The organism is Cohnella caldifontis, from assembly GCF_029360585.1.
GTDB classification, from domain to species: Bacteria; Bacillota; Bacilli; order Paenibacillales; family Paenibacillaceae; genus Cohnella; species Cohnella caldifontis.
Window position 1 is genome coordinate 1 of record NZ_JAQZSJ010000004.1, and the last position, 11738, is coordinate 11738.

Genomic DNA, 11738 nt, shown 5'->3' on the forward strand with positions numbered 1-11738 from the left:
CTTACACAACTCCCCCTGCAACCCCGCTTCTGAGGCAGAGTTATGCAACTTTCTTACACAACTCCTCCTAAAACCTGCCTCTGAGATGGAGTTGTGCAATTTTCTTACACTACCACCAGATCATTCCTTAACGTTCAAAACCATTTCGATAAACTTCCGGTGCGCCTTGGACAGCCACTTGTTCCGATGGTAATGGAGCTGTCCGTACAAGATCATTTCTTCTTCCCCCGGGGCCTTCAACACTCTTACCCGGTTGTCGCGGAGCAAGCCTTCCGCGCTGACATAGGGGATCAGGCTGACGCCCAACCCGCTGGCCACGCATTGCTTGATCGCCTCCATGCTGGAGAACTCCAAATGGCTGGAAACCGCGATCCCCATTTTCGCCAAGACCCCTTCGGCAAACCGCCTTAACGAGTCGTTCTTCTCCGTGAAAATGAAGCAATCCCCGCCCGCCTGCTCGATCGTTTCCGCCGGATGGCTGCGCTCCGCCACGAAGACCAACCGCTCTTCCGAAATCACCTCGGTAACCAGTTGGGGATCGCCGAACTTCGGCTCCAGCGTCACCGCGAAATCGAGTTCCCCCGAATGAAGCTTCTCCCGCAAGGTGGGGCATCGGTCATGGAGGAGCGACACGGCAACCTCGGGGTAAAGCTTTTTGAACCGGGCCAGCGCCGGACCCAGCCGGAAAACCGTCATCGTCTCCGAGGCGCCGATGCGGATTTCCCCTTTGACGTCCGTCCCGTTCGGGGAGATCGACTTGATTTTGGCATAGGCCGCCAGCAGCTCCGCGGCGCAGGCATACAACTCCTGGCCGACCGGGGTCAGCACGATTTGCTTGCCTATGCGGTCGAACAACGGCGCCCCGAGCTCGTCTTCCAGCTGCTGGATATGGGCCGTAATGGAAGCCTGCGAATACTGGAGCGCATGGGCGGCCTTAGTAAAGCCGTTCCGGTCGACGACGGCTTTAAACGATTGGAGCTGGCGGATTTCGATGGGAAATCCCTCCTCTGTGGCTTGGGATCGATCAGAATTATTGAATCTATCGATCATATCTTTCAATTTTACCAATGAACCATTCTAGCATATGATCGTGCCATGGCAACAGGCTTGCACCATGCATAGGAGGATACGCCAATGAACATCCCGGAGAACGCGGCATTGATCTTGATCGACGTGCAAAACCATTTCGACGATCCGGCCCTGGGCCGAAGGAACAACCCGGACGCGGAAGCGAACATGGCCGTCCTGCTGGACGCCTGGAGAAGGACGAAGCGCCCCGTCGTCCACGTCCAGCATATCGGCAACCCCTCCCTCCCGCATCATCCCGGCCGGGATATCAAGGACATCGTCGCGCCGCTGCCCGGCGAGCCGGTCGTCGTCAAAAGCGTCAACAGCGCTTTTATCGGCACCGATTTGGAAGATCGGTTGAGAAAAAACCGCGTCGACACGCTGGTGATCGTCGGGCTCACGACCGACCACTGCGTGTCGACGACCACCCGTATGGCGGGCAACCTCGGGTTTACCCCTTACATCGTATCCGACGCGACGGCGACGTTCGAGAGGATCAGCTTTGACGGCAAGCTGCATACGGCCGAAGCCATCCATACCCTGGCGCTCGTCAGCTTGCACGGGGAGTTCGCGACGGTCATCGATACGCAAGGGGTACTCGGGCTGCTCCAGTCATCATGAGCGTCCCGCCAACGGGTTCAGGTTTTTCATAGGAGGATTGCAAACATGGTCTTGTGGGGGTATCTATCGATTTGCCTCATATACGGGACGACCTATTTCGCGATCAAACTGGGGCTGAACGAAGGGATTCCCCCTCTGCTGATGGCGGCGATCCGCTTCGGCCTGGCCGGGCTGCTGTTGGTGCCCTATCTGGCTTACCGGAACGCCCGGTTTCCCCGGTCCTTGAAGGCTTACGCCGAAATGGCCTTCCTGGGCGCCTTGATGACGGCCATCCCCTTCGCCGCGTTATTCTGGTCCGAGCAGCACATCCCGACCGGAGTCGCTTCCCTGCTCGTCGCGACTTCCCCCGTGTTCATCGGACTTTTCGAACGGGTGGACCGCTGGCAGAAGGTCGGAATAGCCGCGGCCTTCGCCGGACTCGCGCTGGTCGCGCTTCCGGAACTGACGACGGGCGGCGACCGGAAGAACGCGATCTGGGCCGCGCTGTCCATCGTCTTGTCCGAAGCCGCGTTCTCTTACGGCGTCATCCGGACCAGGAAAGCGTTCGGGGAAGGCGTATCTTCGCTCATGCTGAACGCATTGCAGATGATTTTCGGCAGTCTCCTGTTATTCGCGTTATCCGGCGTCACGGAGAACTTTTCCGGCATCCATTGGAACGGCAGCCTCGTCTTCAGCATCCTCTACTTGAGCGTCGCGGCGTCGGTCGTCGCTTCGGGGATCTATTACTGGCTCGTCCAGGTCACGAACCCGCTGTTTCCGACGACTTGGACGATGGTCAGTCCGATCGTCGCGGTATTCGTCGGGGCGCTGTTCCTGCACGAAACCATCACGTGGATCGGCGCCGCCGGCACGGCGGTTGCCCTTGCCGGAATCGTTTTGGTCAACCGGAAGCTGCTGCGCTTCTGAACGAAAAAGAGTCTTCGACCCGCATCGGGGGAGAAGACTCTTTTTCGTTCATTTCCGATCATGGATCCGGCTCACCGGACCGTTGGATTATTCGTCCATATCTTTCAATACTTCATCCAGCATGTCATACGTTTGCTGCATCCCATCCTCCATACCGCCGGAGAGCATCCCGTCCCGGTCCGCGACGCTCATGAAGGTTGACGTGGCAATGAGTTTCGTTTTGCCCTCTTCGACTTCGATCAATTCCATTCGTTGAAGGGAAACGTGGCCGCGCTCGCCAAGCCCTTCGAATTCGAAGGTTTGGATCGTCAATTCGGGCGAAACCATATGGAAACTTCCATGAAATCCGAACTCGTTGCCGCGACCGTCCGATTGGACGAATCGCCAGGAGCCGCCGTCGCGCACGTCAAGGTGCGTCACGCGGTTGGCGTAACCGGGGCCGGTCCACCAACGTTCGAGTTTTTCCTTCTGCGTCATGGCGGCAAAGACTTTGCGGCGGGGAGCATCAAACATCCGTTCTACGACGATGTTCTGCGTGCCGGGTTCTGCCGTCACTTTGGCTCGATACATGATCAATCATCCTCCTGCAAAATTTGGTCCAGTACATCAAGGCGGTAATTCCACAAGGCTTCAAATTGCGCGAGATACTCGCTGGCATCCCTTAAGGCTTCGGGCGCGATGCTGACGATCTGCTCCTTTCCTTTGCGTCTTTTGACAATCAATTTGGCTTTCTCCAGTACGTTCAGGTGTTTGGCGACGGCAGCGAACGACATCTCGTAATGGGCAGCCAGTTGGCTGATGGTATGCTGCGCTTGGACGAGCCGTTGCAGGATATCCCTGCGGATCGGATCCGCCAGTGACTTGAACAGACCATCGAGATAAGGATTATATTCAACCATATGGTTTAATGTAAACGACAAGGAATAAAATGTCAAGGATATTTCAAAGTGATCTCAAATAGCCTGGCCGTACGAGGCTTCGGCAGCGCGACATCAAGCTCCCCGCTGTCCGCGTGCCAAGCCCATTCGGCTCCGCCGTTTACCAAGTAATAACGACTTCGTCGTCCTTATAAGTAAGGGTGCTAAGAGCTTAAATACAACGAATCATCTCATTCTGCCCCTTTTTTGGAGTACTAAGAGCCGAAATGCATTTATTCTTGGCCAAACCTTCATTTTTCCGCCGAGACGAGGTTTGCTAATTGCATTTTGGCTTTTAGTCATCACATTTTGTGGGAATGCAGAAAAAATAATTGCATTTTAGCCCTTAGCCTTCCCCTTTGGAGATCCTTTGCGCTTCACCAACGTTTCTCCGCTATGGAGTAATAAATTCTGATCTTTCAAGAAAAAACCCGGCCGCGCGGCCGGGCTTCGGGAACGATATTTCGTCTTATCCAGAACGACGATGGCCTCTTGGATTGTCGAATCGCCCCTCGTTTGTTTTCATCTACTCGTCTTCAATGACGACGGGCATCCGAATGACGTTAGGATCGGTAAAAATATCGTACTCGTCCCGGCTTGTACTGGAAAATTCGGAGACGATCGCCCCCTCAGGCCCCCCTTGGAACCAATGCTTCATGCCAGGCGGGATCGTATATTGCTGTCCGGGAAGCAGCTGTACTTCGTGATAAACCGTATAGCAGGATTCGCTGCCGCGAGGAACTTGAGCTTGAATCGGCGATGTGTCGGGCCCTTCTACATAGAGATAAACCCGTCCCCATCGACAACGAAAGGTTTCCATCTTGCCGGGGTCCGATCCCACCCTCGGATGCAAATGCTCCGGGCACGTTTGACCGGGAAACAGTACGAGTTCTTTGGCGCAATATCGATCCGTATTTACGTAAGTGATAAGCTCCAGCCCCTGAATGTCCAAGTTGCCCAAGCCAAAACCCGCAATCTCGATGCGTTCCCGCTCTTCTTCGGTCAACACGATGCCCGCGGAGGCAAAGAAAGCGGCTGTTTTCTCTTGAGCCTTTTTGACCTCGCTTCGATAGATCGTCATCCGTTGGTTACCTCCCAAATCATATGGTTCTACAGAATGCCGAATGTCTTGAAAGCCTCCGTGCAGAGCATGCCGTCCTGCAGCGCTTTGCGAACGAGATTCTCGCCCGCCGCTTTTTCCAGCGACAGCTGAATCGCTTTCTCTTCCACTTCCTGCGGAACGAAAACCACTCCGTCTATATCAGCGAATACATAGTCGCCCGGGTGAATCCGCACGCCGTCGATCTCGATCGGACGCTGATAGAAAATGAGATCCACGCGGCCTTTGGAGTCGGTTGGGACGCGGCCCCGGGAAGCGAGAGGGAACCCCATCTCCAGCAGCTTGGCCGTGTCCCGGTTCAGCCCGTCTACGATCGCGCCGCGTCCGCCGCGCGCGCGGCATGCCGTCCCCAGAAGCTCGCCCCAGAATGCCGCTTCCTCCGGCGCGCCGGTCGATACGATGAACACTTCTCCCGGTTTCACGGAGTCGATCGCTTCCATTTGCAATTTGTACGGTTGCTCCGGAATATTGAACACTCGGGTCGCTTGGGCCGTGAACGCCCGCCCGCTTAGTTTGGTCTTCGGATCGATCAGCTTAATGCCCGAACCGAACGTCTGATTCCGGTAACCGAGCTCGTCCAGAACGTCCGCGATCACCGCGGAGTACAGCTTCTCCTCCAAGTAGTCAAAATCGAAACCCGCAATGGATTGAGCGTTGTTTGTCATCCGGCAAGCACTCCTTTTCTACGATAGTCATCCTGCTACTCTTTATCGATGATCGCCAAGGCGGCCTTCATATACCCGAGCGCATAGGCCATTCCGGCATGCCATGGCGCTTTGCAGCTGAGCTGAGGCGTATGGTCCGGTATGAATACGCCGTCAAAGCCGTTCTTTTTGAAAATTCGGAGCGCTTCGATCATGTCGATGTCGCCTTCGTCGATGAACACTTCGTCGTAACGAGGAACTTTGCCTCTCACGTTGCGGAAATGCACATACCCGACCGCATTCCGGCTGCTGTATCGATCGATCGTTTCGTAGATATCGCCATCCGTCATTTCCTGAAGCGTACCCAAGCAAAATTCCAAAGCATTGCTTCGGCTCGGATAGAGGTCCAGCAATTTTTGATACAAATGAGGCTGGTTCACCAGCCGCCCGTATCCTCGAACGGTCGGCATCGGCGGATCGTCCGGATGCGCGGCAAGCCTGACGCCCGCTTCCTCCGCCACCGGCAGGAGCTCTTTCAGAAAGAACTCCAGCCGCTGCCAGAGTTCTTCCGAGGAGATGGGCGGAATGAAGCCTTCCGGAGGGTTGAAATCGTACGTCATATTCCATATTTGTCCATGCGGAATGGGCGTCTCTTCCGGACCTTCCGCAAGGTTGAAGGTGGCGGTCACCGCGCCTCCGCGGGCAACGGGACGATTCACGTGACCCCATACGCCGGCAATGCTGAAATTATAGCCGATGATCGGGATGCCGGCTTTTCCTGCGTTGCGGACGATTTGCTTCAAGTGCTCGATTTGTTCCCGTTTCTTCGGGCCATCCAGCAAAATATCGTACCAATCGGCGGGGCTGAAATTTTCGATCGCTTCCAGCTCCAATCCTTCTTCTTGGATGGATTTTTTCAGAGCGGCCAGGCTTTCGTAGGACCAAATCTCTTCCTTCGCCCTGGCGATCCCCATGTTCCTGTCTTTGTCCGTCGATGGAAGACCTTCGATTCCGTTGTAATAATCGACAAGATGAACGACGAGATGAGAGCAACCCGCTTGCTTGGCGAAGCGGAAATTGTCTTTGTTCAATCTGTCGCGGTACAAGCCTAATCCCAGTTTCATCCCGGTTTCGCCCCCCGCTTCCTTTATTCATCGTCCTTCACGTAGTTGCGGTAGAGGGTCATGCCTCCGTCTACGAACAACGTGATTCCCGTGACGTAATCGGATTGTTCGGATGCGAGCCATGCCGCCGCGGATCCGATGTGCTCCGTGCTCCCGATGGATCGCATCGGAATCATGTCCAAGATCTCATCCCGGACGGCGGCATCCTCCAGCAAATGCGCATTCATCGCCGTTCGGATGGCGCCCGGAGCGATCGCGTTGACGCGAATGCCGGAGCGGGCGTATTCCGACGCCAGCGACTCCGTCAGCATGCGCAAGCCCCCTTTGCTGGCGGAGTAATGGACATGCTGCGGTTTCGCCATCTTCTGATGGACGCTCGTAATATTGATGATATTCCCTTTCTTGTTCAGCGCCTTCATCGCCTTGACGGCTTCCCGGCAACCGAGAAACGCTCCCGTCAAGTTGACTTGCAGGATTCGATTCCACTCCTCCAGGCTAAGCTCATGCGTCGGAGCCGCGGATTCGATCCCGGCATTATTCACCATCACGTCCAAAGTGCCGAACGTGGATACAGCGGCTTTAACCAGATCCTCCACCTGATCCTCCGAGGTCACGTCGGCCTGGACGATAACCGCTTCGCCTCCGGCCATTCGGACTTGCTCCGCGGTCCGCTCGGCTTCTTCCGGATCATCGAGATAATTCACGACCACCTTCATGTTTTCTTGCCCGAATCGCTCCGCAATCCCTCGGCCAATGCCGGATGAAGCCCCCGTGACGATTCCTACTTTGCCATGCAGATCGGCATACATGCTCGGCCGCACCCCTCATCGGTGAAGTGTGAACAAGGTCGTGGACAGCGTGAAAGTTCTGGTTTCCCCGCCCGCGATCTGCCCGGCGGATCCGTTGCGCACCGCTTGCTCCAACCCGTGCGTAGGATAGCTGGAGAATGGCTCCAATCCGATATTGTAGTGCCGCCCGTACCACGGATATCGCTTGGTGTCCCCGAACTCCTGCCAAAACCACAAATACGGCATCTCCTTGGCATCCCAGTCGACCTGAATGCCGGCCCCAAGCCTGTCGTTCGTGACGCGATACCAGCCGTTCTCTTGGAAACCCGTGACATAGACGATCTCGGACGGGGTGCCGGCAGGCGGCAGCACGGACAGATCGACGGCATCTCCATCCGGGCCAGCGGCTTGCGGCCAGGCATATTCCGCTCCCCGCGCGACGCGGCATCTTTGTCCGTCCTGCGCATCCAGCGGATCCGCAATGACCCGCAAGCCGTCCGGCAGCTCGATCCGGCAGCCCTCCTCAAGAAAAGGCTTGCCGAGCGCAAGATGCTGGCCCCACATATATCGCAGAGCTACCGGGCTTAAATTGGTTGCTTCCTCATGAATCGTCAGCTCCGCGGCGTGCGATCGGAGCGAAACGGTTTTCGTCAGCCGGAAAGGCATCAGCCGCGTTTTCACGGTGAACCGGACGGCAACGGACTGCTCCGAATCTTCTACGATCTCATAGTCCCACTTCATATGGCTGACCTCTCCATGCTGACCGTATCCCGCACCCATATAATGGCTGGGCGTGCCGCCATTCGGAAAGATCTCCTGCCAACAGCCGCTGTAATCGTCAATAAAGGAAAATCGCGAATCGGCCGATGCCGGCAAATCGCCGGCGCGATTTTGCACCCCCTGATCCGTCAACCACATGAAATCGAGGTCAAGCGGCTTGTACAAATACTCCATGATTTCCGTGCCCTTGTCCGGCAATATGGAAATTCGGACGAGTTGGTTCTCGAGCACGATCACGCGCATGCCCATGAATCGATACTGATCATGAATGCGGCAACCATAATTCCGTTGACCCCGATAAGCGTGCATGGGAACCGGTTCCTCCCTTCCCGTCTCCTTAGTTGATTTTCTCCCTATATTGCATGGGGGCGATTCCCTTGATCGCTTTGAACACTTTCGTGAAATACTGCACATCCTCATAGCCTACCAGACTGGAAATCTCGTACATTTTCAGCGTAGGATCCCTCATCAGCTGAATCGCTTTCGATACCCGGTATTCCATTAAGTATTTGGAAAACGGGATGCCCATCTCTTCTTTGAAAATCTTGCTGAGATACGAGGCGTTCAGCATCAACATGTCCGAGACGGTACCTAGACTGATCGGCCGGCAATAGTTTTCCTCAATGTAACTTGTTGCCTTTTCAATCACTTTCCGTCTGCGCTTGCTTTGCGTTTTCTCCAGGTGATCCATGATTTTCTCGATGGCGCCCGCCATTAACCCGCGGATTTCTTCAACCTGATGCGATTGGTTCAGAACTTCGAGAAGCTGCAAGCAATAGTTGGAGAAATCCTCCACAGCCTGATTGCCGATCAGCGATGTCCTCGCGATGGCATTCACGATCGTGATGTAAACGAACTTCAACTCCGCCGGCTGAAGCATGGGATGGTCGTGCATGATCCGATCCAGTCCGGCTAACGCCGCTTGCTTGTTTCCCGTCACCATGGCGTTCACTAGCGGATTGGTATCATATCCCCGATAAGCGGCCGCTTTCCAAGCGTTCGTCGTCAGGCTGCGGCCATTGCCGCTCTTCTTCGATAAATATCCGTCCGCGAGCGCGGATTGCTTCGCCTGACGGTATGAGAGGCCGATATGGACGAGATTGTCGCATTCGCCGCCGATCCCGATCGCGACGGTGCAGTTCAATATTCTGCCGATCACTTTCCGGATGTCTTCGGAAAGCGCGAGGAGTCGTTCGGACAACCGATCGGAAGGCAAACGGGAGGAGACGATGCCGACCACCTCTCCGGCATTCGCGAACAGGATTTCGTTCACGCTCACTGCGTTCACGACGTCTCTCGCCACGTTCTGGATGACGAATGAAACGAAGTCGCCCGAATCTTCCCGCGGCGCTCCCGGCGTCACGTCTTCGTTGACTTGGATGAGGAAACAGACATGTTTGAGATTCTCGTTTTCGATGCCGAAATCCATGAACGCCTCGTGAATTTCCCGTTCGTTCGGAACCGGGTGGTGGATGAGGCTGGAGAACAGCATCTCCTTTAATAAGGGCAGCCGCTTGTTCACCTGATGATCCGCTTTTTGCAATAAAGCGATTTGCGTTCTCTCCGCGCGAATTTGTTCGATGCAGCGCTCGACGACGGAGAATAGATCGTGATCCTCAACCGGCTTCAGAATATAGTCGAATGCGCCTAACGCGATCGCTTTTTTGGCGTAATCGAAGTCGCTGTATCCGCTGATGATGATGGTTTTCGCTTCGATGCGGTTTTCCTTCAGCCGCCGGATGAACTCCAAGCCGTCCATGTTCGGCATGCGGATATCGGTTAAAATGATTTCCGGCCGGATCCGCAGGGCTTTTTCCAGCGCCTCCGTGCCGTTGCCCGCCTCATCGACGACCCGAACCTCCTTGCTTTCCCAGTCCAACGTCCGAATGAGACGTTCGCGCACCCAATCCTCGTCATCGACGATCATCATGTTATACAATCCGCCGCACCTCCTGCGGAACGACCGGCAAGGAAACGGTAACGCGAGTGCCTCTGCCCTGCTCGCTGTCGATGTGCAGCCCATAATCCGGACCGTACTTCAATTTGATATGTTGATACAGGTTTCGCAAGGCATAGCTCAACGTCTCCTCTTGAAGATCGCCCGTGACCGTCTGTCTCAGCTTCAGCAGCTCTTCTTCGGCGATGCCGACTCCGTCGTCTTCAACGACAAGCCGCAAGATCCCCTCCGACGAAGATGCCGCAATGAGCAAGTGACCCGTGTCCTTGTTTTTCTGAATGCCATGATACACGGCATTTTCGACGATCGGCTGAAGAATCAATTTGGGTACGATACAGTCGGCCAGCTCCGGCGGAACGTCGACGTCGAAGCTGATTTTGCCCTTATATCGAATATTCAGGATGGTGAGATAGCTAATGACGATATCCACGGACTCTTTCAGCGTGACGTTCTCTCTGCCGCCGCTTAAGCTGACTCTGAAAAACTTGGATAACGCGGAAACCATGAGGGAAATTTCTTCGACCTTATTGATTTTCGCGATGCTGTAAATGGAATCCAGCGTGTTATACAAGAAGTGCGGGTTGATTTGGGCTTGAAGCAGCTTGATTTCCGCTTCTTTTTTGAGCAGCTTTTCGCTGGCCAAGTCGTGAATCAGCAGACTGATCTGGTCCATCATGTCGTTGAAGCCTTGATAGACGGCCTTATATTCGTCGCCTCGGCCGTCCTTGATTCTGACGTCTAGTCTTCCGTTCCCCGTCTTCTGCATCGCCCATACCAATTTTCTGAGCGGGAGGTTGAAGAACCGGGCCAACAAAAACGAAACGGCAAGAATGGCGAAGAGGATCAGAGATACGACAACGTAAAGGAATTTCTTGATTTCGTTCACTTTGCCTAAAATCTGCGAGGAAGGGATCATGACGATGTATTTCCATTTCGAATAAGGCGACTGGGAATATACGATAAATTGCTTTTGGCGGTCCACCGTCATGAAAAAGCTGCCGTTATCGCGGTGGTCCTTCTCGATGATGGCGCTGATTCGCTTGTAGGATTCGGACGTGCTGCCGACTTCGTTCTGCATGGAGGTCGCAACGACCGCGGCATTGCTGTCGAGTACGATGAATTCTCCGGGAACGCCCCGTTGGATTTTTTTGTAATATTGGCTCAGGAACTGTTCGGATACGTTCACGGCGAGGATTGCGCTGATTCGGCTGTCATTGTCTTTCAGCACTCGGTTAAAGGTAATGAGCTTTTCTTCCTGCAACCTCGTTTTGATCCGATTTAACGTGTAGTAATTTACGGGATCGGAAACGTACCATTGTCCTTCCTGCTCCGCATGCTGAATGAAGTCTACCCGGCTTTCATCCACGTTTTCGTAATAAGTGGATTTCACGTCCAGAATCGTATTCTGGTTGTTCAAATACAAATAAAAAGAGTCGATTCCCTCGATCATGTTCTGGATCTTGATGCGGGTGATGAAAAATTGCATGAGATCCAACAGTTCCCGGTACGTATCCGTTTTCTCTGCTTCCGAAAAAGCGGAACGCCGATTCGCGGCTTTGATCAACTTCTGATCCGTCAAGATCAGCTTGCTCATGCCTGTTACGTTGTCGAGGGAGGAATCGATATTGGTGATGGCATAGGAAATGCTGCTGATCACGACCTTGGAGGTTTGATCGGTAATCGCCTTTTCGGAACGGTCGTAAAGAAAGAAGCTGACGATCACGACGGGAGTCAGGACCACCGTAAAAATGATGATAAACATCTTCAGCTGAAAGCTCATGTTGCGAAACATCATCGGGATCCATTCCTCTCG

The 11738-nt window shown here is 54.5% G+C and carries 12 protein-coding genes; 2 read left to right on the forward strand and 10 right to left on the reverse strand.

The window, feature by feature from the left end; genetic code table 11:
* Positions 1 to 120: 120 nt before the first annotated feature.
* Complete coding sequence (locus tag PTZ19_RS08305; RefSeq protein ID WP_276353711.1) at positions 121 to 1050, reverse strand: LysR family transcriptional regulator; 930 nt, start codon at positions 1048 to 1050, stop codon at positions 121 to 123.
* A 90-nt stretch (positions 1051 to 1140) separates the two neighbouring features.
* Here PTZ19_RS08305 and PTZ19_RS08310 point away from each other — a divergent pair, with 90 nt between their 5' ends.
* Both PTZ19_RS08310 and PTZ19_RS08315 read left to right on the forward strand, forming a co-directional pair.
* Positions 1141 to 1689 (forward strand): cysteine hydrolase family protein, encoded by a 549-nt coding sequence (locus PTZ19_RS08310; protein WP_422614986.1) that lies wholly within the window; start codon positions 1141 to 1143, stop codon positions 1687 to 1689.
* Positions 1690 to 1734: 45 nt separating this feature from the next.
* Positions 1735 to 2595, forward strand: a complete 861-nt coding sequence (locus PTZ19_RS08315) for an EamA family transporter (protein WP_276353713.1) — start codon at positions 1735 to 1737, stop codon at positions 2593 to 2595.
* 87 nt (positions 2596 to 2682) lie between these two features.
* Here PTZ19_RS08315 and PTZ19_RS08320 read toward each other — a convergent pair whose 3' ends face one another.
* The 9 genes from PTZ19_RS08320 to PTZ19_RS08360 form a co-directional block, all read right to left on the reverse strand.
* A complete protein-coding gene (locus PTZ19_RS08320) occupies positions 2683 to 3165 on the reverse strand; it encodes an SRPBCC domain-containing protein (RefSeq protein ID WP_276353715.1) in 483 nt (160 codons plus the stop codon).
* Positions 3166 to 3167: 2 nt separating this feature from the next.
* Positions 3168 to 3494 (reverse strand): ArsR/SmtB family transcription factor, encoded by a 327-nt coding sequence (locus tag PTZ19_RS08325; RefSeq protein ID WP_276353717.1) that lies wholly within the window; start codon positions 3492 to 3494, stop codon positions 3168 to 3170.
* A 544-nt stretch (positions 3495 to 4038) separates the two neighbouring features.
* Entirely contained in the window at positions 4039 to 4593 is a 555-nt protein-coding gene (locus PTZ19_RS08330; RefSeq protein WP_276353718.1) for a D-lyxose/D-mannose family sugar isomerase, read from the reverse strand.
* A gap of 29 nt (positions 4594 to 4622) precedes the next feature.
* A complete protein-coding gene (locus PTZ19_RS08335; protein WP_276353720.1) occupies positions 4623 to 5297 on the reverse strand; it encodes an RraA family protein in 675 nt (224 codons plus the stop codon).
* A gap of 35 nt (positions 5298 to 5332) precedes the next feature.
* Complete coding sequence (locus tag PTZ19_RS08340; RefSeq protein ID WP_276353722.1) at positions 5333 to 6400, reverse strand: mannonate dehydratase; 1068 nt, start codon at positions 6398 to 6400, stop codon at positions 5333 to 5335.
* Between the two features lie 23 nt (positions 6401 to 6423).
* On the reverse strand, positions 6424 to 7209 hold the full coding sequence (locus PTZ19_RS08345) for a glucose 1-dehydrogenase (protein ID WP_276353724.1): 786 nt from the start codon (positions 7207 to 7209) through the stop codon (positions 6424 to 6426).
* Between the two features lie 15 nt (positions 7210 to 7224).
* On the reverse strand, positions 7225 to 8277 hold the full coding sequence (locus tag PTZ19_RS08350; protein ID WP_276353725.1) for a DUF4432 family protein: 1053 nt from the start codon (positions 8275 to 8277) through the stop codon (positions 7225 to 7227).
* 28 nt (positions 8278 to 8305) lie between these two features.
* On the reverse strand, positions 8306 to 9898 hold the full coding sequence (locus tag PTZ19_RS08355) for a response regulator (protein WP_276353989.1): 1593 nt from the start codon (positions 9896 to 9898) through the stop codon (positions 8306 to 8308).
* 1 nt (position 9899) lies between these two features.
* The gene (locus tag PTZ19_RS08360; RefSeq protein ID WP_276353726.1) at positions 9900 to 11720 is read right to left on the reverse strand and encodes a sensor histidine kinase; all 1821 of its coding nucleotides are present in this window, start codon (positions 11718 to 11720) and stop codon (positions 9900 to 9902) included.
* Positions 11721 to 11738 lie beyond the last annotated feature (18 nt).

What these genes read in the sequence shown, in the direction of transcription:
- PTZ19_RS08305 (WP_276353711.1), bottom strand. Translation starts at nt 1,050, where the DNA reads ATGATCGATAGATTCAATAATTCTGATCGATCCCAAGCCACAGAGGAG.
- PTZ19_RS08315 (WP_276353713.1), top strand. Translation starts at nt 1,735, where the DNA reads ATGGTCTTGTGGGGGTATCTATCGATTTGCCTCATATACGGGACGACC.
- PTZ19_RS08320 (WP_276353715.1), bottom strand. Translation starts at nt 3,165, where the DNA reads ATGTATCGAGCCAAAGTGACGGCAGAACCCGGCACGCAGAACATCGTC.
- PTZ19_RS08325 (WP_276353717.1), bottom strand. Translation starts at nt 3,494, where the DNA reads ATGGTTGAATATAATCCTTATCTCGATGGTCTGTTCAAGTCACTGGCG.
- PTZ19_RS08330 (WP_276353718.1), bottom strand. Translation starts at nt 4,593, where the DNA reads ATGACGATCTATCGAAGCGAGGTCAAAAAGGCTCAAGAGAAAACAGCC.
- PTZ19_RS08335 (WP_276353720.1), bottom strand. Translation starts at nt 5,297, where the DNA reads ATGACAAACAACGCTCAATCCATTGCGGGTTTCGATTTTGACTACTTG.
- PTZ19_RS08340 (WP_276353722.1), bottom strand. Translation starts at nt 6,400, where the DNA reads ATGAAACTGGGATTAGGCTTGTACCGCGACAGATTGAACAAAGACAAT.
- PTZ19_RS08345 (WP_276353724.1), bottom strand. Translation starts at nt 7,209, where the DNA reads ATGTATGCCGATCTGCATGGCAAAGTAGGAATCGTCACGGGGGCTTCA.
- PTZ19_RS08350 (WP_276353725.1), bottom strand. Translation starts at nt 8,277, where the DNA reads ATGCACGCTTATCGGGGTCAACGGAATTATGGTTGCCGCATTCATGAT.
- PTZ19_RS08355 (WP_276353989.1), bottom strand. Translation starts at nt 9,898, where the DNA reads ATGATGATCGTCGATGACGAGGATTGGGTGCGCGAACGTCTCATTCGG.
- PTZ19_RS08360 (WP_276353726.1), bottom strand. Translation starts at nt 11,720, where the DNA reads ATGATGTTTCGCAACATGAGCTTTCAGCTGAAGATGTTTATCATCATT.